Below are 24,094 nucleotides of genomic sequence, written 5' to 3' on the forward strand. Positions count from 1 at the left end.
GGGGGTATATACCCCCTCATGATCCATGACCTACCATGATTGTCGAAATAAGGGGGTATATCCAGCGCGAAATACGCTCTGACCATCAGAATTTCGGCCCGCCACAGGGCGATACCGCCAGATGCCTAAGGGAGATCCAGCAATGCGCGATCCACGCTATGATGTTCTGTTCGAACCGATGAAGATTGGCCCGCTAACCGCCAAGAACCGCTTCTATCAGGTGCCGCACTGCAATGGCGGCGGCTATCGTGATCCTTCGGCTGCTGCTGCGATGCGAGGTATCAAAGCCGAGGGCGGCTGGGGCGTGATCTTTACCGAACAGTGCGAGATGCACCATACCTCGGAGATCACGCCGTTCATCGAATTGCGTTTGTGGGAAGACAAGGACATTCCGCAACTGCGCAAGATGTCCGAGAAAATGAAAGAACATGGCGCGCTGGCCGGGATCCAATTGGCCTATTCGGGCATCAACGGGCCGAACCTTTACACGAAAGAGGTACCGCTGGCACCGACCGCATTGCCAATCCGTACGTTCACCAACGATCCGGTTCAGGCGCGCGCACTGGACAAGCAGGACATCCGGGACCTGCGCCGTTGGTTCGTGAATGCGGCCAAACGGTCGCAGGATGCCGGATTTGACCTGATCTGTCTGTATGGCGCACACGGGTTCGGGATTTTTCAGCACTTCCTGAGCCGGGCCACCAACCAGCGCAGCGATGAATATGGCGGGTCTCTGGAAAACCGGGCCCGGTTCAGTCAGGAAGTCATCGCTGACATGCGCGACGCTGTGGGCGACAAGATGGCGATCACGCTGCGGGTGTCGCTGGACGAAACCATCGGCGAACTTGGCTTCTCGAACGCCGAGGTGCGTGACTATGTCGAGATGAACAAGGATCTACCCGATCTCTGGGATCTGGCGCAGGGCACCTGGGAAGATTGCTCGGGCCCGTCGCGGTTCAAGGAAGAGGCGGCGCAGGAACATCTTGTGCGCGGCATTCATGAACTCACCGACAAGCCCATTGTCGGGGTAGGGCGGTTCACTTCACCGGATGTGATGGCCAGGATGATCAAGTCCGGAACGCTGGATTTCATCGGCTGCGCCCGCCCATCCATTGCCGACCCGTTCCTGCCGAAGAAGATCGAGGAAGGCCGGATCGACGACATTCGCGAATGCATCGGCTGCAATATCTGCATCACCGGCGACATGACCATGTCGATCAGCCGCTGCACCCAGAACCCGACCTTCATGGAGGAATGGCGCAAGGGCTGGCACCCCGAGAAGATGAACGAAAAGGGCGACAGCTCGAACGTGCTGATTGTCGGCTCTGGTCCTGCGGGACTTGAAGCGGCCTGGGCGCTGTGCCGCCGCGGCTACGATGTGGCCGTGGCCGAAGCGCGGGACGTGATCGGAGGACGTGTCACCCGCGAACGCGCGTTGCCGGGGCTCAGCGCCTGGGGGCGTGTCGTGGACTACCGGGAATATCAGTTGCAACAGCGGCCGAACGTGGAAATCTACCGCGAGAGTGAACTGGATGCCGACAGCATTCTTGAGTTCGGATTCGAAAACGTCTGTATCGCGACCGGATCCACATGGCGTCGCGACGGTGTTGCCCGTCAGCATGTCGTGCCAATGCCGATTGCAGATGGCGCCAAGGTCTATACGCCTGACGACCTGATGGATGGTACGATCCCTTCGGGCCGCGTGGTGGTGTATGACGACGACCACTACTACATGGGCGGCGTGCTGGCCGAGTTGCTGGCGAGAAACGGGGCGCAGGTGACGCTCGTCACGCCGTCAGCCTATGTCAGCGACTGGACGAACAACACGCTGGAACAGATCGCAATCCACCCGCGACTGGTCGAAGCCGGGGTCGAAATCGTGCTCAATCAGGGTGTAGCGGAAATCCACACCGATCATGTGGTATCGAACTGTGTGTATACGGACCGCACCTGGAAGATCGAAGCCGATGCCGTCGTAATGGTCGCATCCCGGCTTGAGAACAACGGCGTCTACAACGCCCTGAAGGCGAAAGAGACCGATTGGGCCGACGCAGGCATCAAGTCCGTCAAGCTGATCGGAGACGCCAATGCACCGGGGCCGATTGCATGGGCGACCTATGCCGGGCATCGATACGCCCGCGAGCTGGACGGGCCGGATATTGGGGACGCCTTGCCCTTCCGCCGCGAGATCACGGAACTGGCAACGGATTGAGATTGGCGTGGGCTTGTTTGCCGCCGCCAATCGGGCGATGGAGGACCGGAGGCAAAGCGACCTAAGCTGAGCCGATTGGCTTTCGTCGCCTTCCGCTTTTCCCGGGGCTTACCTAGTCCTGGCATCGCAGATGTGAAGCGACTCGGGCAACTGTGGTAGTCTGTGATCATCTGCGGGAAAACTCGGGAGGAGAAGATGTCAGTTCTGGACACCGTCAAAGCGCTCGATGCGGCAATCATTGAAGGGATCAACGCAAAGGATGCCGGCAAGGCAACCGCACCCTATGCCGAAGACGGCGCGATCATGCCGCCGGGCGCACCGACCATGTCAGGTCACACTGCGATCCGCGAGTACTGGCAGGCCGCAATCGACGGAGGTCTAAGCAACGTCGTGGCCAACCCGACCGGGGCGCATGTCAGCGGAGATTTTGCCGTCACCATGGGAACGTTGACGGGCTCGATGGGAGGGCAGGACCTCTCAGGGAAGTACATTCTCTACTTCCAGAAAGGCAAAGACGGCTGGGAGGTTCAGCGCGACATCTGGAACTTCGACGCCTGAACCAAGCAGAGCGGATATTGTTCGTCACTTGCATGAAGCTGTCGTGATGTTCGTCGGTCGGCTTTGATCACTGGTTCCAAGGCGGTCTGAATATCCGCGCAGAAAGCCGCCACCGGCGGGTTCGAAAACGTGAGAGACCGATGCAGAGTTTCCTGTCATCGGGCGGAATGGCGTGTTTCCTTCCAGGCATTTCGCACACGGAAATTGCCACTTGGTTTCATTTCTCTGCGGTGCCTTCCCTGCGGCCATGACTTTGTGAGATAACTCTTCCAAAAAACGGTATTAGCTCAGCTGATTTCAGTATTGTTTTGGGTTTCCGCACCGACTGTGGGAGGAAGACATAATGAAGAATTTTACACGCCGTGCCGCGCTGGTCGGTGCCGGTGGTTTGGCGGGATGGGGATTGGCAGGCCTGTTTCGGGCGGAGTTGCCCACCTATGCTGGTGCAAACCGCATCGTTGCGCCGACCGGGGAGAACTACCTGAACGATGCAAGCGGTCTGTCGGCGACGCCGATCCACAGGCATCTGCGGATTTCAGAGGGCGATCAGGAACTGGTTGCGGTGATCCGGCGAGAAATGTCACAGGCGCGTGCGGAAGGACGGCCCCTGAACGTCGGCGCAGCGCGTCATTCCATGGGGGGGCAAGCGATCCCGCGTGATGGTGCGGCCATGACTTTTGACAATGCGCGTGTCGAACTGGACACGGCCAATCAAAGCTATCAGGCCCATGCGGGCGCGCGGTGGTCGGATGTCATTGCGGCGCTCGACCCCCAGGGATGGTCGCCCAAAGTGATGCAATCCAACAATGACTTCGGCCTCGCTGCGACCTATTCGGTCAATGCGCATGGTTGGCCGGTGCCGTTCGGACCGATGGGATCCACTGTGCGGTCCCTGCGGATGGTGTTGCCGTCCGGCGATCTGGTGACCTGTTCACCAACCGAAAACACGGAGTTGTTCAACCTTGCGATGGGGGGATACGGCCTTATCGGGGTCATTGTGGACATGGAGATCGAGATGGTCAGGAATGCCCGGCTGTCTCCGGCATTTGAGGTGATGGAAACCGGCGAATTTGCCGACCGTTTCAAGGCGGCAATCATGGATCCGACAGTGACAATGGCCTATGGGCGGCTGAATGTGGAACGCGAGTCGTTCTTTCAAAAGGCGCTGTTGATCACCTATCGCGAGACAGAAGATCAAGACGATCTGCCGGCGGCCTCCGGTTCCGGATGGATGGCACATGCGGCCAGCCGGATCTATCGCGCCCAGCTTGGCAATGAGACATTCAAATCCTTCCGCTGGTGGAATGAAACCAGAGTTGGCCCGGCTCTGGGGTCGGGTGCGGTGACGCGCAACTCGCTGATCAATGAACCGGTGGTGACACTGGATGATCGCAACCCCGACCGGACGGACATTTTGCACGAGCATTTCGTCGGGTTTGACGCCTTCGACAGCTTTGTCGAGGCCTGCCGCGAGGTGATCCCGGCCTCGTATCAGGAGTTCCTGAATGTGACCCTTCGGTATGTGGCGCAGGACGATCAATCTGTGCTGTCCTTTGCCCGTGTACCGCGGATTGCTGCCGTCATGTCCTTCAGTCAGGAGCTGACCCAACGCGGTGAAGCGGATATGGCGCGCATGACCCGCGCGCTGATTGACCGGATCGTCGAGATCGGTGGAGCCTATTACCTGCCTTACCGCCCGCACGCCACAATCGAACAGTTGACCGGTGCCTACCCACGGGCAGAGGAATTTGCGAAAGCCAAGCGGGAACTGGACCCCGATCTGGTGCTGCGCAACAATCTTTGGGATCAGTATCTGGGGCAACTATGAGCAATCTGCAAAAACTGTGTTTGGGGTATTTCGTGGCGCTCATGATCGCGGCGTCGTTGAACTATGTCCCGGGCCTGACGGATGAAGATGGGCTGGTTTTTGGCATCTTTGCGCTGGATATCTACGACGATGCACTGCATGTGGCTTCGGCCCTGTGGGCGCTGATCGCGGGGCTACTTTCACATCGGGCGGCGCGGACATTCCTGATCCTGTTCGGGCTGGCCTATCTTGGGGATGGGATATTCGGCATCTTCACCGGCTACGGGTTCCTTGATCTTGGAATATTCACCAACGCATCGCTGGGCACCGATTGGTCGCTGCCGCGGTTCCTTGCGAACCTGCCGCATCTGGCATTGGGCGGAATCGGCGTCTGGGCCGGGTTTCGCGGCGGAGCCGAGCACGGGTGAGACGGCTGTGGCGATACTGCAAATGGCTGTTGCTGGTGGTGGTGATCTGCGTTGCGGGATTGCTGTCGCCGATTGCCTATGTGGAAATCATGTGCCGGGGGTCGGGCCAGCCTGCCGCCTATGAGGCGCTGATCGATCCCGCCTTTCAACGACCCGAAACCCGGACCCTGATGACCTATCCGGAATGGCACATCGTTCATGCTTACGAGGATTACGCCACGGTCATCCAATCCGGTGATCCGCATGAGTACGGATATTTTCGCGCTGTCGGAGGATTCTGGTCTTCGCTTTGCGCGCTGAGTGCTGCTGCAAGTTCCCATGGCGCGGTTGATGGCGCGACCAAGCAAATGGTCTATGTGATCGGGGTCAGTTTTACCGCCGAATTGCTGCTCAAAGCCGCCTATGAGGAAACCTTTGGCCGGGTTTTCGCGGCGCTGCGCGGACAGACACGGGCGCCTTTGGATGATCTCTCGGCCAGCCAAGCCGCCGGCTATGCCAGGTTTTTGCAGCAGGTTCCGTGGTACAAATGGCGGTTTCGCGAGGATCGGGCTGATTTGAACGAACAGGCCACGTACAATTTGCGGGACCGTGAGCGGCGGATCGCCCTGGGGATCGAATACGGGGTCAAGGCCGCCTATGCGGATGTGATCGCCGATGCGGTGGCGCAGGTGGGCCAGGATGAACCGACCCTGCGGATGATTGTTGAAAATGCGGACCGTTCCCTGCTGGACGCAGAGGAGGGTGTTTATGTTCTGGCGGAGCATCCGCAGGGGATCGAAGTGGAAACTCCCCGATACCGCGCGTTGACCCTTCTGCTGCAACGCTGGGCGCGTGAGGGAGTGGATTTCGTAGAGATCGCAGGGAATGACGGCATCCTGTTCACAGTTCTGTCCGGTGATCCGGACATGGACGGCGCGATCTACAGTCGGTCACGGCAAGGGTCTGGCGATTACCGGCATCTGATGGTGGTGAAGGTTTCCGAATTGGCCGACCGGATCCGTGCATTAGATTTAGGAGAGCAGAAGCTGGAGCATATCCATGACTACTAGGTCTGTCCTGATTGCAATCCCTTCAATGCTGATCGGCTGGCTGGTCGTCATGCTGGTGACGGCCCTGTTGACGGACGAGGCCCCGGCCTATGTCATCTTGTTCCCGACAGACGGGTTTCTGAAGTCCCTTCCGAACGAAATATCGATGATCTCAGCTTCAGCTGTCAGCGTTACACTCACGTCCGAGCAGGATGGCTTCGTGCCACTATTGTATCGGTCGGGGGCCTGGATGGTGCTGCCTGCGGGATTGACAGGCTGCTTGCCCATGCCGAAGGCAGATTGAGCAAGGCCCGCCTGGGATCACGAGGTCGTCTTGTCTTACTGGGCAAGAACCATTCAAACAGTTCGGGAAAAACGAGTGCTGGCAGTTGTTCCCCTGACAATGCATTCCAGTTCACAGCAGAGTCTGAAAGGCTCTGGTTCATCCGAGGTTATGTAGTCGGTGAACCTTTCACCGGCGAGCTTGCCGATGGTTTCGGCGGGGATTCGAATGGTGGTGAGCCCCGGTTCGACATCTGCGGATCCCTTGAAATCCCCGATACCGATGATCGAGAGGTCATCAGGAACCTTCAAACCTAGGCTCTGGGCCGCAAACAAAGCGCCCTGCGCGATGACGTCATTTCCGCAAAGCAGGGCCGTGGGACGAGAATGTTCCGTCAAAAGCGTCAGGGCGGCCTGTTTGGCCTGAGACACACTGTACGGAGCTTCCGACTCATGCTCGCTCGGGATGGATACGCCCATTTCCTCAAGTGCATCATGCACGGCGGACAGCCGGTTTTGCGCACGGTCATTGCCGGTCGTTTTGGGGAAGATCAATCCAATGTCCCGGTGCCCCAAGGCCAGCAGGTGCTCGGTCGCAAGACGTCCTGCCAGTCGATTGTCTGCCCCAACACAGGGAAGGGCGGAATCCTCGGAATAGTTCCAGATCGCAAGCGCCGGGATTTTCTGCTGTTCGATCAGTCGGGCGGTGGCATCGGAATGTTCCAACCCAACCAGTGCCACGCCGTCGACGCGATGTTCCAGCAGCTTGCGAACCATGGCGTATTCCCGATCCAGGTCATACCCGTGCGACGCCAGCAAGAGACTGAAGCCGGCCTTGTCGATTGAATCCGAAAAAGCCTGAATGACTTCGGCAAAAATGGCGTGGTTGATTGTTGGCACCACCAGGCCGATCGTGCCCGACCGTTTTCCATGCATCGTCTGAGCCGCGCGGTTGCGGATGTAGCCCAATCGCTGAACGGCCCGGTTGATCTTTTTCCGAGTCGCAGGGTTGACCAGACTGGGGTGGTTGAAGGTGCGGGAAACGGTCGAGGGTGAAACTTTTGCGGCCTTTGCAACGGCCACGATATCCACCTTATCTTTTTTAAATTTAGTCATAAAACCCTCTCTCACAGTCGATTTTATGAAAACATTTGCAATACTATTTTCATCGCCTAACCTGATTTGTCAACAAAAGTAAAAGTGTGAACCGACGGGTTGGGAGGCCCTGAATGGAATTCATTTACTACTTCGGAGATGTGTTCACGCCGCTCTCGTTCCTGTTGCTTTTGGGTGGCACGATAGGCGGGTTGATCCTTGGGGCGACGCCGGGCCTGTCACCCACGATGGCGGTTGCGTTGCTGATCCCGTTCACCTTCCAGCTTGAGGCCGCGCAGGGCCTGATCCTGCTGGGCGCTGCCTATACCTCGACTGTTGCGGGCGGCGCGGTCAGCGCCATTTTGCTGAAAATCCCCGGAGCGCCTGCCAATATCGCCACAACGCTGGACGGGCACACCATGGCGAAACAGGGACAGGGTGCGCGGGCGCTGCAATTGTCCTTTCTGGCCTCGGCCGTGGGCGGGATATTTGGCGTTTTGCTTCTGATCTTCCTGACCCCGGTTCTGGCGAAATGGGCGCTGGCCTTTGGTCCGTCACACCTGTTCTGGCTGGCCATTCTGGGTGTCACGGTGATCGGAACGCTGGATTCCGCGTCGGTTGTCAAAGGGTTGCTGTCGGGTTGCATCGGGCTGTGGCTTGCGACCATCGGCTTCGACGACATCATGGGCGCGCAGAGGTTCATTTTTCATCCCGCCTTGGGTGGCGGCATCAACATCATTGCCGCCCTGATCGGACTTTTCGCAATCCCGCAGGTTCTGACGATGTTCGCCAAAGGGCGCCACAATGCCGGAGCCGAGGTCATCGAGGTGCAGCGCCACTCGATAATGGCCGCCTTCCGGGAGCTGTTCAGCCGCACGCGGGCCCTAAGCATCGGAACCCTGACAGGTTCGATCATCGGCCTGATCCCGGGTGTCGGTGGGCAGATCGCGGGCCTTGTGGCCTATGACCAGACCAAGAAGTTCTCATCCGAAAAAGACAAGTTCGGCACCGGTCATTCCGAGGGCGTCATTGCCGCGGAATCCGCCAACAATGCCATGGTCGGCCCGTCTCTGGTGCCGCTGCTGACCCTTTCGATCCCCGGAAGCCCCACCGCTGCGGTTCTGCTGGGCGGATTGCTGATCCACGGCATCTTCCCGGGGTCGGACCTGTTCGACAACCACCCGGACGTGGCATGGACCTTCATCAACTCGATGCTGATCGGGCAGGTGCTGATGTGCATCTTTGGCCTTTACGTTGCCGGTCTTGCAGCCCGTGTCGCGCAGGTGCCGCAATCGGTGATGGCTGCAATCGTCCTGGCGCTGTCCGTTTTCGGAGCATACTCGGTTCAGGGTTCGATGGGTGACGTCTATGTCATGGCTTGCCTGGGGATAGGCATGTTCTTTCTGGAACGGTTTGGTTTTTCGGCGGCGCCACTGGTTTTGGGCCTGATCCTGGGACCCATCGCCGAAGCCAACTTCATTCAGGGCGGAATGATTGCTGACGCCACCGTGGGCAAGGCCGCATACTTCCTGAGTGGCGGTTTGAACCTGTTCCTGATCGCCATTGTGCTGGCGTCGGTCGCTTATTCGGTTTGGATGGAATTGCGCCACCGTCGCTACACCACCAAAGAGGAGGCACAGGCATGAACCGTTCGCAGCATGTATTCGGATCAGGTCTTGTCTTTTCGGTCGGCCTTTGGGTGACCTGGGTCAGCTACACCCAGCAACCGGCCGAGGCGTTCCTGTTCCCGCGTCTGATCGCAACCGTTTTTGTGGTTCTGGCCGGATGGACGTTTGGCAAGGCAGTCATGGGATTGTCCAAGGTTGGCAACGGCGTCACGCGCACGATGTTTGTCAACATGCTGCCGGGTCTGATCGTGACGCTGATCTATGTGTTCTGGGCGGCCAAGTCGCTGGGTTTTTACACCGCGACAACAATCGCCTTCTTCATCCTGCTGTCGATCTATGACCCGGCGCCGCATTCGGACGTCAAAAGCTGGATCCGGCGCGGGATCATCACGGGCGTCTTCGTGGCGGTGATGTACGGCCTCTTTTCCATGCTTCTGAACGTCCACACGCCAAGGGAAATTCTGTTCTGACCGCGCAAACAGCGGAAGAACCAAATCAGGGAGGAAACGCAAAATGAAACGATTGATTGCCGGGGCGGCTTTGGCCCTCATGAGCCTGACGGGTGCGGCGGCGGCCGAGGACTATCCCGAACGGCCGATCATGATGATGGTCAGCTACGGGGCTGGCGGCGCGACAGACTTTCAGGCGCGGATCGTGACCATGACCGCCGGAAACGAGGACGCGCTGGGAATGCCCATCGCCATCATCAACAAGCCCGGCGCGGGTGGCCGCGTGGGCTGGAACTGGTTCGCCACGCAGGCGGATGCAGACGGCTATACGCTGGCGGCCTACAATGTTCCGCATTTCATCGCCCAGTCGATCAAGGGTGGCGTGGAGTATTCGACCGACAGTTTCGAACCTATCGCGAACTGGGGTGCGGATCCGGCGGTATTTGTCGTGGGCGCCGACAGCCCGTTCAACTCGATGCAGGATGTCATTGCCTATGCCAAGGAAAACCCGGGCAAGCTGACGGTATCCGGTGCCGGATTGTTTGTGGGCCACCACATCGCGGCGCTGCAAATCGACAAGGCAGCCGGAACCAAGATGGCTTATATCCCGACCAAGGGTGGCGGCGCGGCGGCCATGAAGGCCGTGATTGCCGGTGAGGTCATGGGCGGCATCAACAACCTGTCCGATGCATTCCGCGCGCAGGAAGCGGGCAATGTCAAAATTCTGGGTGTCGCCGATCTTGAGCGCAACGCGTTTCTGTCGGATGTTCCAACGATGATGGAACAGGGGCTGGACGTGGACAACTCGTCGGTCAATTTCCGGGGTGTGATGGTGCCAAAAGGAACACCGCCCGAAGTGATTGAAAAGCTGGCCGCGACAGTACCTGAGATGTTTGCCAATTCGCGTGTCGCCAAGAAGATGGAGGCCGGCGGGTCGCCCATGCACATCATGACCCGTGACGAGGTGATCGAGATGTGGGGCCAGCGTCAACAAACACTGAACGAACTGCTGGCCGGTCTCTGACCCGGACATTCTAAAATGGGGCGGAACAGGTCCGCCCCGGTCAATCTATCGAGGACCAAGATGAACGCTCAGGACGGGATTGCCCCCGAAATTGCCGAAGTGGACCGGATCGTCGAACGGGCGCGTGCCGCTCAGTCTGCTTTCGAAGCCAGTGGTAGTCAGGCGCTATATGACAAAGCGGCACTTGCAGCGGGATGGGCGATCATGGAACCGGAACGCAACCGGGCCCTTGCCGAACTGGCCGTGGAAACCACCGGCCTGGGTAACGTGCCCGACAAGATCACCAAGAACCACCGCAAGACGCTCGGGTTGCTGCGCGATATAGCCGACGCCAATACGCACGGGATTATCAGCGATGATCCGGCAACAGGTATCACCGAGATCGCGCGCGCCATCGGCGTGATTGGTGCGGTTGTGCCGTCGACCAACCCTGCCGCGACGCCGGCCAACAACATCATCAACGCACTCAAGGGCGGCAATGCCATCGTGGTGGCGCCGTCCCCCAAAGGTGTTGCGTCCTGTGAATTGCTGCTTGGCTACATACATGCCGAATTCGACAAGCTTGGGCTTAATCGCGATCTGGTGCAGATGCTGCCTGCGCCCGGGTCAAAGGCCAAGACACAACGGTTGATGGAGGCTGTAGACCGGGTGATCTGCACCGGAAGCCAAAACAACGTTCATCGCGCACAATCCTGCGGTACGCCGGCGGTGGCCGTTGGGGCTGGCAATGTCACGGTGATTGTCGACGAGACTGCCGATCTGCAGGCCGCAGCGGCAAAAATTACCGCCTCAAAGTGTTTCGACAACGCGACCTCCTGTTCCTCCGAGAATGCGGTGGTCGTGGTGGATGCAGTCTACGACGCTTTCGTTGCGGCGATGGCCGCCGAGGGTGGTGCCCTGGTCCGTTCCTCGGAAGCAGGTGATATCATCGCCCGGCTCTGGCCCGATGGTCATCTCAGCCGTTCCGTCATCGCGCAGGACGCGGACAAGATGCTTGAAGCGCTGGGCATGGCGGGCAAGGTGCCCGAGGGAACCCGATATTTGGCAGTTGAGACTGCCGGGATCGGCCCGGATCATCCCCTTTCCGGAGAAAAGCTTAGCCGGGTACTCGCGCTCTATCGCGCGGCAGATTTCGAAGAGGCCCGGACAATCACCGCCCGCATTCTGGCACATCAGGGGGCAGGGCATTCGGTTGGCATTCATACAAAGGACGACGCGCGCGCGATCGGGTTGAGCCGGGATCTGCCGACCTGTCGTGTTATCGTAAACCAGGCGCATACCTTTGCCACCGGCGGTAGCTTTACCAACGGGATGCCTTTTTCCCTGTCGATGGGCTGTGGCAGCTGGGGGGGAAACTCCATCGACACAAACCTGCATTGGCGGCATTTCATCCAGACCACCAAAGTCGTGCGTGAAACTCCGCCGCGGGAGCCCGCGCTGGAAGAGATTTTCGGAAAGTACTGGTCGGAGGCCGGGCAATGATCGACCCGCCCAAAGGAACCGTCCGTGACTGGCTGGACAAACGGGCAGCCGAGGGCGGAACCGGTTTCGTTTTTCCGGATGGCGCGAGCGACCTGAGCTGGCCCGAGCTGCGCGAAACAGCGCAAAGAATTGCGGTCATGTTGACCGGATTGGGTGTCGAAAAAGGAGAGAGCGTCGCCATCCTTTATCCCAATTGCCGCGAAGCGCTGGAGGTCCTTTTCGGCGTCCTTTACGGCGGGTTCCGGGCGACGATGATAAACCTCGTCGCGGGGGACAGCGCGGTGGCCTATGCGCTGGACCATAGCGGTGCGCGCTATGGTTTTGTGCACCCCGAACAGGTGGATTTGTTTGAACGTACGGCCGACCCAGCGAAAATAACCGCGTTGAGAATTTCAGATGCGAAAGATGCCGATGGCGATCTGCACGACCTTTCGCCGGGCGATCACGCGCTTCTGATGTACACGTCCGGAACAACAGGGCGCCCAAAAGGCGTCGTTCACACCCATTCCAGCCTGTTGGCGGGCGGCTGGACCACGGTGGTTGCACATGAGCTGTCCGAAGCTGATCGCGGGTTTTGCGTTCTGCCAATCTACCACATCAACGGCCTGTGCGTGACGGTTATGGGAACGCTTGTCTCTGGCGGATCATTGGCCATGTGTGAACGATTTTCCGCCAGCCGGTTCTGGGAAAACCTTGGGAAGGCCGAGGCGACATGGTTTTCGGTGGTTCCGACCATCATTTCCCACCTGCTGCATTCCGATACAAAACCGGATGCGCCGACCCGCCATCGTGTGCGTTTTGGCCGTTCTGCATCTTCCGCTTTGGCGCCGGACGTGCAGCGTGCGTTTGAAAACCGTTTCGAAATCCCGATTGTCGAGACCATGGGGCTTACGGAAACCGCCGCGCAGATACTGTCCAATCCGTTGCCGCCCGGCATTCGCAAAATCGGATCACCGGGCATCCCCTTTGGAAATGAGGCGGATATCTTTGACAAGAACCTCCGGCCCGTTCCACGCGGAGCGGAGGGTGAACTGGTCATACGCGGTCCGAATGTCATGCTGGAATATCTCCAGAACCCTGACGCAACCGCAGGCACATTTACATCCGATGGCTGGCTGCGGACCGGAGACCTCGCCCGTATGGATGAGGATGGCTACGTCTATGTCACCGGCAGGCTGAAGGAACTTATCATCAAAGGGGGCGAAAACATTGCGCCGCGCGAGATTGACGAGGTGCTTTATTCTCATCCCGATGTCGTCGAAGCCGCCGCCTTCGCCCGACCTTGTGCCAGTTATGGTGAGACTGTCGAGGCGGCGGTGAAAATTCGCGAAGGCTCCTCTTTGACGCCACTGGAATTGTCCAGGCTTTGCAATGCTCAACTGGGCCATTTCAAGTCGCCCGATGAAGTTCATGTTTTGCAGGACCTGCCAAAGGGGCCATCCGGAAAAATCCAGCGAAACAAGATCCTCGAAATGATCAATGAAGAGACCAGCAAAAGGTCTGTTTGACATGCAGGTCGGGTGGTCGAGTTTCATGCCGCTATCGGCCAACTCTGTTCCCAGATCGTGCTGCCGGCGCGTGGGCGCCAGAAGATCGGCAAATTCGAGCTCTGAAAAGTAAAACTAGCGCCAGCTCGTAGGCGCACTTTCGACGTAATCTGCGCGGTCACGGCCTGTGAAGCGTTGTCATACCGTTCGCTTTCGGTAATGAGTTGTCCGACCCGGCTAATATGGGGATCGGCTTCGGGTGAAAAGAGCGCCGGATCTTACGCGTCAAAGGCGCGTGGAGCTTGCGACGGTGCGGGCGTTGTTTTCACCCCATTTTCTACGCAAGCCGTTTCAGCCTGTTGGAAAGAGGCCTGTGCAATCCCCAAAAACCCACACAGTTATCGGGAAAACAAACAAAATCAGTACTTTTTTCTTGTGTTGGAGAGAATTTGTGGGTTTATTGTGGAGATTGATCGCGAAATGTGGGATTTTGATGCCGCAAATAGGCTATAGTCATAACCTTCAGGAACGGAGGGTTAGCTTGCCCGGATCACTGCAAAGCCATGATTTCTTCGAAGGGTCTGGCGTTGTGCGTGGCACAAGATGGTGCGTCGAACAACAGGACCCTTTCAGCAATCGGGAAAAGACTGCGGGTCCGGTAGCGAGAAACGTTCCAAGTAGCGTGGGATGGGGCCTTCGGCGGGTTCTTTCGCAGTTGTTGTTTCACTGAGCCAAGACTCCAAAAGTAAACAGGACAGAAACGGATGCTGAATCCAAAGAACTCTCAAACGTTCGAAACGGCCGAATTGGTGTCACACGCGGTGAAGATTGCCGAATTGGCCAACAAGGCGGCACGGGGGTACTTTCGCGGCAGACTTGGTGTTGAGTTCAAGTCCGACGAGAGCCCGGTGACGCAGGCCGACAAGGGTGTCGAGGCGCAGGTTCGGGCCTACCTGGAACAACACTTTCCGGATCACGGCATCTTTGGAGAAGAACATGGGTTTGAAGGGCAGAACCGCCGCGAAGTCTGGATAATCGATCCGATCGACGGCACCCGGTCTTTCCTTTCGGGGCATCCGCTTTTTGGCTTTCTGCTTGGGCATCTGATCGATGGTAAGCCGGATATCGGAGTGATCGGCATGCCTGCGATAGATGAGGTTTTCATTGGTGTATCCGGTCAGGGCGCGACAATGAACGGCAAGGAGATCGCAACTTCGAACCAGACGCGGTTGGATCAGTCCATCCTGTTTGTGAATGAAGGGGATAAGATCTATCGTGATCATCCGGCGTTATTCGCCAAGCTGATGCAGTCCGGTCAGACCAGACGGTTTGCCTATGACTGCTACCCGCACGCGCTTCTTGCGGCGGGGCATGTGGACGCAGTGATAGACTATGATCTGCAACCTTATGATTTTCTGCCGGTGCTGGCCGTGATCGAGGCCGCAGGTGGGGTGATGACGGACTGGGATGGCAAACCACTCGACCTGAATTCGGATGGTTGTGTGATTTCGGCGGCGACGCCCGAGCTGCATGCGGAAATGCTGGAAATGGTGAACGGATAGGATCATGGCGATTGTAAGCTTCCTCATCAGTCTGGCCGGAGCCACGATGTTGCTGCTTTATGCGGTGCGAATGGTGCGCACCGGGATCGAGCGCAGCTACGGAGCCTCTTTCCAGCGGGTCATGACGGGCCAGCGCAGTTATGTGCAGGCATCAATGGTCGGTCTCGCAATGGCGGTGGTCCTGCAAAGTTCGGCCGCGGTCGCATTGCTGACATCCGGTTTTGCAGCTGGTGGTTTTCTGGTTTTTCCAACCGGTCTCGCGATTGTTCTGGGGGCCGATCTTGGGTCTGCGCTCATTATCCAGGTCCTGTCCTTCAAGTTGGACTGGCTGGTGCCGCTGCTGCTGGCGATTGGCGGGTATCTCTTCGTCAAGACCGAGTCCAAAAAGCCCCGGCAACTGGGTCGCATCCTGATGGGTGTTGCGTTCATTCTGATCTCATTGCGCTTTCTGCGCGAGGCGATGGATCCGATCCGGGACAGTGCTTTTCTGCCCGCCGTCGCAGAATATCTGGCCCGAGATTACATAACCGCATTCTTGGTCGGCGGAGCGCTGGCATTTGTCATGCATTCATCGGTCGCGGCGATCCTGATGTGTGTGACACTGGTTCAGATTGGCGCAATTCCGTTTGCCGCCGGACTGTCGCTGGTGTTGGGGGCCAATTTCGGCTCGGCCTTCATACCGGTTTGGCTGACGCGAGGGATGGAATTGCCAGCTAGGCGCATTCCGTTCGCCAATCTCGCGTTGCGTGGCAGTTGGGCCGTGGTCACCCTGTTTGCAGCTACTGCGGCTTTGCGTGCGGGTGTTTTGGGGGATCTGCAAGGCGGGCAGATGCTGGTCAATGCGCATCTGGCGTTCAACGCCTCGTTGCTGGTGTTGGCTTTGCCGTTCTGCGGACGTTTGCGTGCTCCGTTCGAGCGGCTTTTTCCGGAACCGAAATCAGCCGAGGCAATGGTCCAGCCGGGCCGTCCGACCAGCGCGCTGGATATGCGCAATAGCGGCAGCCCCAGTCAGGCGCTTTCCAGTCTCAAGCGCGAGCTGTTGCGGATGAGCGATCTGGTCGAGTCGATGTTCAGGCCGTCGCTGGAGTTGTACCGCAGCGGTGACAAGGAGCAGATACGTGCTGTTCGGCTGGTGGATGAAGACGTGAACGACTGCCTGTCGGGTATCCGGAAATACGTGGCCGCCATTTCAGCCGAAGAGTTCGGCAGGCAAAACGCCAAGGTGGCCCGGGATCTGATGGAATACGCAATCCGTCTGGAAACCGCCGGCGATGTGGTTGCCAAGCGGTTGACTGTTCTGGCCGCCGACATGCGCAAAAAGGGGGCCTCATTCTCGAAAGAGGGATGGTCGGAACTGGTCGAAATGCACGAAGGCATCCTGGCCAATCTGAAATTGGCCTCAAATGTGTTGATCTCGGACGACCTGGAAAGCGCCCGCCTGTTGAGCCTTGAAAAAACCGAGATCAAGCGGGCTGAGCGTGACAGCCGCAAACGCCACCTCAGACGTTTGCAGCATGGCAGCACGGAAAGCTTTGAGACCAGCGACATCCATCTGGAGACATTGCGCGCGTTCCGGGAGTTCAACAGTCACATCGCGGCCGTGGCTTATCCGATCCTGTATCGGAACGGGCAATTGCTTGAAACGCGCCTGATCGAAGAAATGCCGCGGATGGAAAAGGATGCGGACACAGAGGCCGATGGATGACGGCACCGGTCGATGGCGGCTTCCGCGCCTTTTTACAGGATCTCAACAGCAGCCTCGGCATCCGGCGCAAGCTCTCCGAGCTGGGTATCACCGAAGTAGCAATCCCCGACCTCGGCCAGGGCGCCCTCATCGACCCCCACTGCAGCGGAAACGCCATCGAACACACGTAAGAGAACCTCGCAAACCTCTTCAACACCGCGTTGTGATCTGAAACGGACCCCGCACTTTGTTTCGGATTCATAGGCGCGTAACAGCGAAACAGAGCCGAACCAAAGGTCGGTCATGCTGACACTCGACTTGTAGCTAAAGAACAAAGCCCGGCCCAGTGAACGAATTTGTCGGTAAATGAGGGTGCCCGACCCAAAAGGCGGAAACTGTCACAGAACAATTGCCTGCGACGTGGAACTTTAGGCGAAACTATGGTGAAATTTGATGATGGCTGACGACAGCGAAAACATCCCCCATCGCGGCCGAGAGTTGCTTGATGTGCTAGCGCGACTGGGAGGTTCGGCGCGCAATACACAGATTGCGCAGGTCATGGACGTATCGGAAGAAACTGTTCGTCGACTGGTCAAAGGCCTGGCAAAGAAAAACATGGTTGAAAGGGTGCACGGCGGGACCTTTCTGTCGCGTGCGCAGGATACACCAATGTTTTCCGGGGCGCTGGAACTCAACGCGGAAGAAAAGACGCTTATCGCGAAAAAAATCAGTCAGATTGTTGAGGACGGCATGGTGCTGTTCCTTACTGTGGGGTCAACCATGACGCATGTCGCCGAGCAATTGCGCGACCGGAAAAATTTGACCGTGGTCAGCAATTCGCTGTCAGTTGTCGCATCGCTGGCTGATCACAACGGAACGCGCGCGGTTCTGGCCGGGGGAGAAGTCATTCGATCCGAACGCGGCAGTTTTGGCCGTGCCGCCGAGCAGCTTGCCTGCCAGTACAGCTATGACGCGGTAATATGTGGCGCGGATGCCCTGTCGCTTTCCGGAGGGGTTCTTGCGCTAAACCCGCTGGAGGCTGAACTGACGCGCGCGTTGCATAACAACACCCGGCGCATGATCGTTGCGGTGGATCACACGAAGTTCGGAGAGAGAGCGGCCAATGTGGCCTGCCGGTTCGACCAGGTCACCGATCTGGTGACCGATGCTGCACCGCCCGAACCTTTTGCTGCGGCTTTGAAGGATGCAGGGGTCAAAATTCACATCACATCTCGCCGGGGTGGCAAGAAGAAAAAGAAGGGCAGCGGTGGCGCGATCACCTGACCTGTTTCGCGATCAAAGGAAAACAAAAGCGCGCTTGCCCGTGGGAGACAATAACAGATACTCCTGATGTCAGGTGTGGCCGTTGTCGAAAGCGTCGACAGAGATTTGGCATGCACCGGATATGGGCCGGGCTGGAGACCTGCATGCTTGACAACCTGCCGGTCATCGGGTCGGCCGCGCGCCTTTCACGCTTTCGGGATTTCAGCGCATGGATTACAGATGGCTCCTGTCGTAGGGCAGGTTCTGGCGGATTTGGTGACTGGCGGATCAAGTCGTTTCATTCTATCGCCCTTCGGCATTGACCGATTTGACCGCAAGGTCCCTTGATGGAGAGATCCGACATGACAATCACCCGTATCGAAACCGGCCAACGCATGAGCAAGATCGTCAAGCACAATGGAGTTGCCTATCTGTGTGGGCAGACTTCGGATGCGGCCACTGTGGCGGATCAGACCCGCGATATCCTGGCCAAGGTCGAGGATCTGCTGGCCAAAGCGGGCAGTGACAAGACGCGAGTTCTACAATGCACGATCTGGCTGGCGGACATGGCAGACTTTGCCGAGATGAACGAAGTCTGGGATGCCTGGGTGCCGGCGGGCCACGCTCCGGCCCGCGCGTGCGGCGAAGCCAAACTGGCGCGCGATGTTCTAAAGGTCGAGATGATCGTCACCGCTGCCTGCGACTGATTTATCAATCAAACCGTCTTGCCCAGACCATAAGGCATGAAGCGGTCGGTTGCGTTTGTCGTTCTTCGAAGAAGTTCACCGCATTGGGTTTGGTGAAATGCGTTGGCCGTCAACGGAATAGGCGCCGGTGGGTGAGTGGCTGTTTAATTAAAGATCAATTCGACTCGGTTCTCTGAAGCCTGTATTTCGCCAAATGCGGGCAAAAACAGATCGTGGTCTTATGCAGCCAACCTTTCAAAGAATGTTGGAAAACTGAACCACTCTGCAGTGTATTTTCTTGTGTGTCGGCTAAATTACTCTGATTGACCAGTCAGGCGTGACTGAAACGCGACGCGCCATCCGAATAGGGTACCCTGAGATCATTCAGGTCGAAGTTCGTTTTGAGAATTTATTCACAAATGGCCTGGTTCCAAAATCTGAGTGACAAAAGGCAAGCATTCGAACCTCACGTTCAAGTTTAGAATGCCAAGGGAAGCGGCTGCACCGTGTCTCAAGTCGTCGATCATCCTTTGATCCGTCTCGCAATACATGCAGTACCGCGGTCCGCGTCAAACCCGGAACTTTCGGTGCAATAACTGACGCTGTGATGGCACCTGAATGCCAATGGCTTTCATTCGTTGAACCCGAGGTTCAAGCCATCGACGAAGGCGTGAAATAGTTGAGATTGAGTGCTGATCCCAAGCTTTGCATACGCATTTCGACGATGTGATTTCACGGTCGGCATCGCTATGCTCAGTGTCTTGCTGATCGAAAGACTTGAATGGCCTTTCAGGATCATCTGGACAACTTCAGCCTCTCGCGCGGTCAGAACGTCACGGCCAAAAGACTCCGTTGAAGGTGATGGCCGACCCGGCGCTTGCGTCTGCTCTCTGGACAGCCGTAGAAATGCCAGCCGGATCAATGGCAGGACGGATCGCAAAACTTCCAGATCCTGTTGAGGGATACCGTCCGGCGTGGCTTTGCGGGCCAGGCTTACCTCACCCATGATCCTCTGGGGCATGTCGACCAGGACTGAAACTTCCTGCAGACCGAAGGGCCAGCCGGGCGTCCTGAATTTGATCTCTTCGCTCTCATCTGAGATGACATCCGGCGTTGTCGCGACCCAGTTATCCGGTGCGAGATCGGCCATCCGGTATACCCCTGCGGCGATACCTGCCCGGATCGCATTGTGCACCGGGTTGAGCAGGTAGGTTCTGGAGACATACAGCTGAACCGCGGCCTTGGACGCTGGATTTGGGTAGCTATCCGCCAGATAAACCGGAGGCCCTGAGGGTCGGTTGAGCACTGCAAATGCCGCCTCGCACGGAAATAGGTATTCGACGGCCCGGATCAGGGCATCGCTTTTTGCCTGCCCGTCGATCACTTCAGAAATGGATTGGCTGAACTCCTTTAACTGCAAATCCGGCCTTCTTCCTACCGTTGTCTCATCCCTTGGGACGATGGTTTTACCATAATGTTGCTGATACCGAACTCCGCAAAGGAGTATCAATATGCCGAACCCGCCGATTGTCCTTGATAATACAACGGTTTCAGAACACCTGGGCAAGCTGGATGTGGTCCAAGCGATGCGCACGCTGTTCACCGATCTTGGTGAAGCCCGTGCGGTACAACCACCGCAGACCGTGACCGAGTTTCCGGGGGGCGGCGATTTCATAACCTATCTCGGTGCGCTTGAGGGGGCCGGTGTGTTCGGGGCGAAGTTGTCGCCTTACCTGCCGCGCGCCAATGGACCCATCATCACCGCCTGGACTGTTCTGATGTCCATCGAAGATGGTCGGCCATTGGCGTTGATCGACGCAGGCGTGCTGACCACCGAGCGCACGGCCGCCACGACCGCATTGGCGGTGGATGAGCTGGCTCCGACCGGCCGCCCGCTGACGCTGGCCATCATCGGAACAGGTCAGGTCGCACAGGCGCACATGCGCCATGTGGCCGGTCTGCGCGACTGGGCAGAGGTGCGCATCTACTCGCCGGGTTTGGGTGAAAACGCGGATACTCAGGCGACATGGAATACGCTGTGCCCTGACGCTAAGCTGGCCACGAGTTCCAGGCAGGCTATTGCGCAGGCCAATGTTGTCATGCTGTGCACGTCATCGGGTAGTCCGGTCATTTCCACGGAAGATATAGCGGTCGATGCGCTGGTGACATCGATCAGCACCAATGTTGCCCGCGCGCATGAAGTTGATCCGGCCTTTTTGGCATCCGCGCAGGTCTATTGCGACTACCGGGAAACAACCCCTGATGCGGCCGGCGAGATGCTGATTGCCGTGGAACGACACAACTGGAGCAAGACCGCGATCCTTGGCGATCTTGCGGAACTTTGCACCGGCAGATGCCAGCGACCTATTGCAGGAACTCCGGTCTTCTTCCGCTCTGTCGGGTTGGGGCTGGAGGACATCGCTGTGGCAAAAGCCGTTTTTGACCAGACTTCAGCCTGAGGAGAGCGCACATGTTCATCGAACCGTTCAAAGTCGAAATCTGGATGAATGAGTGGGAAACCCGCTGTACCTACAATCTTGCCGAAACCTGCGTGGCCAGCATCACGATCGATCAACTGTTGCAACTGTCCGGACTTAATCAAAACGACTTGTCCGAACTGCTGCCAATGAAAATGACCTACGGTGCGATCGAAGGGTCAATCCGCCTGCGTCAGGCTATTTCAAATCTCTATGACGATCGCAACGTCGAAGATATCACCATTACCCACGGCACGATTGCGGCCAATATGCTAGTGCATAAGGCAGTGGTTACGCGCGGGGACCGGGTGGTTTCGATTGTGCCGACCTATCAGCAACACTATTCGATCCCCGCCAGTATCGGAGCCGATGTTCAGATTCTGCCACTGCGCGCGGAAGACGCGTTCCTGCCTGATCTGGACCGGTTACGTGAACAGGTGACACCGGAAACCAGACTGATTGTCCTGACAAACCCCAACAATCCGACGGGTGCGCTGATCGAACGGCCGATGCTGCAGGGCATCGCCGAGATTGCCCGTTCTGTCGGCGCATATGTCCTGTGTGACGAAGTCTATCGCGGCACCGGGCAGGAGGGCGACGGCATGTCGCCTTCAATTGTGGACATCTACGAAAAGGGGATCAGTACGGCGAGTACATCGAAAGCGTTTTCGCTGGCCGGGTTGCGCGTCGGTTGGGTGGTGGCCCCGAAAGAGGTGACCGAACAGATCCTGATCCATCGTGATTTCGATACGATCTCGGTCGGTATGATCAACGATCATTTTGCTGCCATCGCATTGGAGAACCAGCATAAGGTTCTGGCCCGCAGTCACCGGATCACGCGGGGGAATCTTGCTGTGCTGGACGCTTGGATTGCCAAGCAGCCGCGCGTTGATTGGGTCAAACCCCGCGCCGGGACAACCGCGATGTTGAAACTCGACATACCGATCAGCTCACGCGAATTCTGTGTCGACTTGGTGCAGACAACCGGAGTGATGCTGACCCCGGGCGACGCCTTTGACATGGAAGGTTATGTCCGTATCGGTTTTGCCAATGACCCCGATGTGCTGCGGGAGGGTTTGGAAAAACTGTCAGAGTATTTGATAAGCCGCTTTGGTCGCGCCGATGGTGGTTTCGTCGCAGACGTCTGGGAAGAATAAAGCCGGGCTTGGTGGTGCTGGTTTGACTATTGTTGTCCGGATGCAGCCTTTCGCACGATTGGCAACGCACCGGGTCAAAACGCCGATCAGAAACGGCACGCCGCTTTTGCGGTTTATTCCGAGTAGCGCATCTCCATCTCGTCGTAATGTGCTTTCTGAACTGCGTTCTGACGGATTTCGAAACTTGCGACGGGCCCGCTTTCGTCCATGCGGCCGTTGGCCTGAAGCATCAACAGCGCGTCGTTCATGCCCTTCAGTGCGCCCTGCAACGCGACATTGGCATATAGGACCAGGCCAAACCCCATTTCGTCCAGATCAGAGAATTCGATGATTGGAGTTTTGCCGCCTACAACCAGATTGATCAGCTGTGGCGTGCCTGCAAGCCGCTTGGGAATGCTGCGAATATCGTCAAGGCTGCGCGGTGCCTCGATAAATGTGATGTCAGCCCCGTCTTCGATGAAGGCTTCCGCGCGTTCAATGGCGGCGTCGAACCCTTGGGTCGCACAGGCATCGGTGCGCGCGACAATAAGGAAGTTTGGGTCGTGGCGGGCGTCTGCTGCGGCCTTGATACGGCTGCGCGCCTCTGTCAGATCGACCACATCCTTGCCGGAGAAGTGACCGCAGCGTTTGGGATTAACCTGATCCTCAAGTTGAATGGCGCTGGCGCCGGCGCGTTCCAGCGTGCGCACGGTATGGTGGACGTTCAGGGCATTGCCGAAGCCGGTATCCGCATCAACCACAATGGGCAGTTCGGTGCTGTTGCGGATGGCCGATGTGTGCTGGGCGATCTCGGGCAGCGAGATGAAGCCCAGATCGGGCATGCCCAGATAGGTGTTGGTCAGCCCCGCGCCCGAGATATAGACGGCCTCAAACCCCAACTGGTCGATCACGCGTGCCGCAAGAGCATTGGCTGCGCCGGGCATCAGAACGGCTTTGCCCGTGTTCAGGCGTTCACGGAATGCTTTGTTGATCTCATGGTTCATCATCGGCGCGCCCTCCGGTTCAATGGTCTGCCTGCCTGCCTAGCGAAGCCTGCGGTACGAGGCAAGTTGCTGTGAGTTGCGTTCTGTCAGGCGAAACAGTGCCGTCAGCTCGTGGTCAGACTGCGCGCAAGACTCTCCAGCAGCGGGACCGTATTTGCCCGCGCCTCGGCATCGAACCTGTTGGCCAGACCGGACACTGTCAGGGCGCCGATGAGATCGCCGTTTGCATCAAAAACAGGGGTCGCGACAGAGGAGATGTTGGGATTTGTCTGACCGACTGAACTGACCGTGCCGTTTTTGTTGAACTTGGCCAGGTCACCGACATCCTCGCCCGAGAAATGCCTCAAGACCAGCCCGGAAGCCCCGGTGGACAATTGCAGGCGCATACCTTCCTCAACATGGAATCGCAGCAGGTTAGGGGAATTTTCCCTGTATAAACAGATACGTTCATTGCCCGAGCGGACATAGAACGAGGCGGTTTCCCCAGTTGCTTCAGCCAGGATTTTTAGCGATGGCGCGACGTGTTCGCGCTTGGTGAAATCGCGCCGGAATATCAACCCCAGCCGCCATACGCTGGGGCCGACACTGAACATACCGTCACTATCGCGCTGGATGAAGCCATAAATCATCATCGAGTTGGTCAGCCGTAGGATCGTGCTTTTGTGCAGGCCTGTCTCTTCGGCCAACTCTGCAAGAGACATGATTGGGCGCTGTGTCGAAAAGGCACTGAGGATGGACATGGCACGTTCGACGGCTTCGGTTCTGTTCGCGGGCATAGCATTCTGTCAGGTGAAATGGAGTC

At 57.8% G+C, this 24,094-nt stretch carries 22 protein-coding genes; 17 read left to right on the top strand and 5 right to left on the bottom strand.

Annotated features, from left to right (window positions below; genetic code table 11):
* Positions 1–142 precede the first annotated feature (142 nt).
* From ACR0J8_RS14580 to ACR0J8_RS14605, 6 genes are all read left to right on the top strand, one after another.
* Positions 143–2,212, top strand: coding sequence for an oxidoreductase (locus tag ACR0J8_RS14580; protein WP_480525763.1), 2,070 nt, complete (start codon positions 143–145; stop codon positions 2,210–2,212).
* A 195-nt stretch (positions 2,213–2,407) separates the two neighbouring features.
* Positions 2,408–2,770, top strand: a complete 363-nt coding sequence (locus tag ACR0J8_RS14585) for a YybH family protein (protein WP_480525765.1) — start codon at positions 2,408–2,410, stop codon at positions 2,768–2,770.
* Positions 2,771–3,113: 343 nt separating this feature from the next.
* On the top strand, positions 3,114–4,598 hold the full coding sequence (locus tag ACR0J8_RS14590) for an FAD-binding oxidoreductase (RefSeq protein WP_480890861.1): 1,485 nt from the start codon (positions 3,114–3,116) through the stop codon (positions 4,596–4,598).
* Positions 4,595–5,005: a DUF4383 domain-containing protein gene (locus ACR0J8_RS14595; protein ID WP_480812782.1), complete on the top strand. Its 411-nt coding sequence runs from the start codon at positions 4,595–4,597 to the stop codon at positions 5,003–5,005. The genes ACR0J8_RS14590 and ACR0J8_RS14595 overlap by 4 nt, the downstream gene beginning before the upstream one ends.
* Entirely contained in the window at positions 5,002–6,054 is a 1,053-nt protein-coding gene (locus ACR0J8_RS14600; RefSeq protein WP_480525769.1) for a hypothetical protein, read from the top strand. The genes ACR0J8_RS14595 and ACR0J8_RS14600 overlap by 4 nt, the downstream gene beginning before the upstream one ends.
* Positions 6,044–6,337 carry a hypothetical protein gene (locus tag ACR0J8_RS14605; protein ID WP_480525771.1) on the top strand — a complete coding sequence of 98 codons (294 nt, stop codon included), beginning with the start codon at positions 6,044–6,046 and terminating at the stop codon, positions 6,335–6,337. The genes ACR0J8_RS14600 and ACR0J8_RS14605 overlap by 11 nt, the downstream gene beginning before the upstream one ends.
* A gap of 53 nt (positions 6,338–6,390) precedes the next feature.
* Here the strand turns inward: ACR0J8_RS14605 and ACR0J8_RS14610 are convergent, their stop codons facing one another.
* Complete coding sequence (locus ACR0J8_RS14610; RefSeq protein ID WP_480525773.1) at positions 6,391–7,431, bottom strand: LacI family DNA-binding transcriptional regulator; 1,041 nt, start codon at positions 7,429–7,431, stop codon at positions 6,391–6,393.
* Between the two features lie 113 nt (positions 7,432–7,544).
* Here ACR0J8_RS14610 and ACR0J8_RS14615 point away from each other — a divergent pair, with 113 nt between their 5' ends.
* The 7 genes from ACR0J8_RS14615 to ACR0J8_RS14645 all read left to right on the top strand — a co-directional run bounded on the left by ACR0J8_RS14615 (position 7,545) and on the right by ACR0J8_RS14645 (position 16,747).
* Positions 7,545–9,056 carry a tripartite tricarboxylate transporter permease gene (locus ACR0J8_RS14615; RefSeq protein WP_152459976.1) on the top strand — a complete coding sequence of 504 codons (1,512 nt, stop codon included), beginning with the start codon at positions 7,545–7,547 and terminating at the stop codon, positions 9,054–9,056.
* Positions 9,053–9,508, top strand: coding sequence for a tripartite tricarboxylate transporter TctB family protein (locus ACR0J8_RS14620; RefSeq protein ID WP_170611589.1), 456 nt, complete (start codon positions 9,053–9,055; stop codon positions 9,506–9,508). The genes ACR0J8_RS14615 and ACR0J8_RS14620 overlap by 4 nt, the downstream gene beginning before the upstream one ends.
* 43 nt (positions 9,509–9,551) lie before the next feature.
* Positions 9,552–10,511 carry a Bug family tripartite tricarboxylate transporter substrate binding protein gene (locus tag ACR0J8_RS14625; RefSeq protein ID WP_480525776.1) on the top strand — a complete coding sequence of 320 codons (960 nt, stop codon included), beginning with the start codon at positions 9,552–9,554 and terminating at the stop codon, positions 10,509–10,511.
* A 60-nt stretch (positions 10,512–10,571) separates the two neighbouring features.
* Positions 10,572–11,993 (top strand): acylating sulfoacetaldehyde dehydrogenase, encoded by a 1,422-nt coding sequence (gene sauS / locus ACR0J8_RS14630; protein ID WP_480525778.1) that lies wholly within the window; start codon positions 10,572–10,574, stop codon positions 11,991–11,993.
* Positions 11,990–13,501: a class I adenylate-forming enzyme family protein gene (locus tag ACR0J8_RS14635; protein ID WP_480890867.1), complete on the top strand. Its 1,512-nt coding sequence runs from the start codon at positions 11,990–11,992 to the stop codon at positions 13,499–13,501. The genes sauS and ACR0J8_RS14635 overlap by 4 nt, the downstream gene beginning before the upstream one ends.
* Positions 13,502–14,244: 743 nt before the next feature.
* On the top strand, positions 14,245–15,042 hold the full coding sequence (locus ACR0J8_RS14640) for an inositol monophosphatase family protein (RefSeq protein ID WP_170611596.1): 798 nt from the start codon (positions 14,245–14,247) through the stop codon (positions 15,040–15,042).
* A 4-nt stretch (positions 15,043–15,046) separates the two neighbouring features.
* Positions 15,047–16,747, top strand: coding sequence for a Na/Pi cotransporter family protein (locus ACR0J8_RS14645; RefSeq protein ID WP_170806787.1), 1,701 nt, complete (start codon positions 15,047–15,049; stop codon positions 16,745–16,747).
* A 32-nt stretch (positions 16,748–16,779) separates the two neighbouring features.
* Here the strand turns inward: ACR0J8_RS14645 and ACR0J8_RS14650 are convergent, their stop codons facing one another.
* Entirely contained in the window at positions 16,780–17,031 is a 252-nt protein-coding gene (locus ACR0J8_RS14650) for a hypothetical protein (protein ID WP_480525783.1), read from the bottom strand.
* A 148-nt stretch (positions 17,032–17,179) separates the two neighbouring features.
* On the opposite strand from ACR0J8_RS14650, the gene ACR0J8_RS14655 reads away from it, so the two are divergent.
* Positions 17,180–18,010, top strand: a complete 831-nt coding sequence (locus tag ACR0J8_RS14655; protein WP_480525785.1) for a DeoR/GlpR family DNA-binding transcription regulator — start codon at positions 17,180–17,182, stop codon at positions 18,008–18,010.
* A 341-nt stretch (positions 18,011–18,351) separates the two neighbouring features.
* Positions 18,352–18,696 carry a RidA family protein gene (locus ACR0J8_RS14660; RefSeq protein ID WP_480525787.1) on the top strand — a complete coding sequence of 115 codons (345 nt, stop codon included), beginning with the start codon at positions 18,352–18,354 and terminating at the stop codon, positions 18,694–18,696.
* A 610-nt stretch (positions 18,697–19,306) separates the two neighbouring features.
* Here the strand turns inward: ACR0J8_RS14660 and ACR0J8_RS14665 are convergent.
* Positions 19,307–20,095, bottom strand: a complete 789-nt coding sequence (locus ACR0J8_RS14665) for a helix-turn-helix transcriptional regulator (protein ID WP_480525789.1) — start codon at positions 20,093–20,095, stop codon at positions 19,307–19,309.
* A 91-nt stretch (positions 20,096–20,186) separates the two neighbouring features.
* On the opposite strand from ACR0J8_RS14665, the gene ACR0J8_RS14670 reads away from it, so the two are divergent.
* Entirely contained in the window at positions 20,187–21,134 is a 948-nt protein-coding gene (locus ACR0J8_RS14670) for an ornithine cyclodeaminase family protein (RefSeq protein WP_480525791.1), read from the top strand.
* Positions 21,135–21,145: 11 nt separating this feature from the next.
* Positions 21,146–22,309 (top strand): aminotransferase, encoded by a 1,164-nt coding sequence (locus ACR0J8_RS14675; protein ID WP_480525792.1) that lies wholly within the window; start codon positions 21,146–21,148, stop codon positions 22,307–22,309.
* 113 nt (positions 22,310–22,422) lie between these two features.
* On the opposite strand, the gene ACR0J8_RS14680 is transcribed toward ACR0J8_RS14675, so the two are convergent.
* Together ACR0J8_RS14680 and ACR0J8_RS14685 are read right to left on the bottom strand one after the other, a co-directional pair.
* Positions 22,423–23,295: an isocitrate lyase/PEP mutase family protein gene (locus tag ACR0J8_RS14680; protein WP_480525794.1), complete on the bottom strand. Its 873-nt coding sequence runs from the start codon at positions 23,293–23,295 to the stop codon at positions 22,423–22,425.
* 101 nt (positions 23,296–23,396) lie between these two features.
* Positions 23,397–24,068, bottom strand: coding sequence for an IclR family transcriptional regulator (locus tag ACR0J8_RS14685; protein ID WP_480525796.1), 672 nt, complete (start codon positions 24,066–24,068; stop codon positions 23,397–23,399).
* Positions 24,069–24,094: the final 26 nt, after the last annotated feature.

It is taken from the genome of Ruegeria sp. N11, from assembly GCF_056531525.1.

Coding starts and splice junctions, on each gene's coding strand:
- ACR0J8_RS14580 (WP_480525763.1), top strand. CDS start 143: ATGCGCGATCCACGCTATGATGTTCTGTTCGAACCGATGAAGATTGGC.
- ACR0J8_RS14585 (WP_480525765.1), top strand. CDS start 2,408: ATGTCAGTTCTGGACACCGTCAAAGCGCTCGATGCGGCAATCATTGAA.
- ACR0J8_RS14590 (WP_480890861.1), top strand. CDS start 3,114: ATGAAGAATTTTACACGCCGTGCCGCGCTGGTCGGTGCCGGTGGTTTG.
- ACR0J8_RS14595 (WP_480812782.1), top strand. CDS start 4,595: ATGAGCAATCTGCAAAAACTGTGTTTGGGGTATTTCGTGGCGCTCATG.
- ACR0J8_RS14605 (WP_480525771.1), top strand. CDS start 6,044: ATGACTACTAGGTCTGTCCTGATTGCAATCCCTTCAATGCTGATCGGC.
- ACR0J8_RS14610 (WP_480525773.1), bottom strand. CDS start 7,431: ATGACTAAATTTAAAAAAGATAAGGTGGATATCGTGGCCGTTGCAAAG.
- ACR0J8_RS14615 (WP_152459976.1), top strand. CDS start 7,545: ATGGAATTCATTTACTACTTCGGAGATGTGTTCACGCCGCTCTCGTTC.
- ACR0J8_RS14620 (WP_170611589.1), top strand. CDS start 9,053: ATGAACCGTTCGCAGCATGTATTCGGATCAGGTCTTGTCTTTTCGGTC.
- ACR0J8_RS14625 (WP_480525776.1), top strand. CDS start 9,552: ATGAAACGATTGATTGCCGGGGCGGCTTTGGCCCTCATGAGCCTGACG.
- sauS (WP_480525778.1), top strand. CDS start 10,572: ATGAACGCTCAGGACGGGATTGCCCCCGAAATTGCCGAAGTGGACCGG.
- ACR0J8_RS14635 (WP_480890867.1), top strand. CDS start 11,990: ATGATCGACCCGCCCAAAGGAACCGTCCGTGACTGGCTGGACAAACGG.
- ACR0J8_RS14640 (WP_170611596.1), top strand. CDS start 14,245: ATGCTGAATCCAAAGAACTCTCAAACGTTCGAAACGGCCGAATTGGTG.
- ACR0J8_RS14645 (WP_170806787.1), top strand. CDS start 15,047: ATGGCGATTGTAAGCTTCCTCATCAGTCTGGCCGGAGCCACGATGTTG.
- ACR0J8_RS14650 (WP_480525783.1), bottom strand. CDS start 17,031: ATGACCGACCTTTGGTTCGGCTCTGTTTCGCTGTTACGCGCCTATGAA.
- ACR0J8_RS14655 (WP_480525785.1), top strand. CDS start 17,180: ATGATGGCTGACGACAGCGAAAACATCCCCCATCGCGGCCGAGAGTTG.
- ACR0J8_RS14660 (WP_480525787.1), top strand. CDS start 18,352: ATGACAATCACCCGTATCGAAACCGGCCAACGCATGAGCAAGATCGTC.
- ACR0J8_RS14670 (WP_480525791.1), top strand. CDS start 20,187: ATGCCGAACCCGCCGATTGTCCTTGATAATACAACGGTTTCAGAACAC.
- ACR0J8_RS14675 (WP_480525792.1), top strand. CDS start 21,146: ATGTTCATCGAACCGTTCAAAGTCGAAATCTGGATGAATGAGTGGGAA.
- ACR0J8_RS14680 (WP_480525794.1), bottom strand. CDS start 23,295: ATGATGAACCATGAGATCAACAAAGCATTCCGTGAACGCCTGAACACG.
- ACR0J8_RS14685 (WP_480525796.1), bottom strand. CDS start 24,068: ATGCCCGCGAACAGAACCGAAGCCGTCGAACGTGCCATGTCCATCCTC.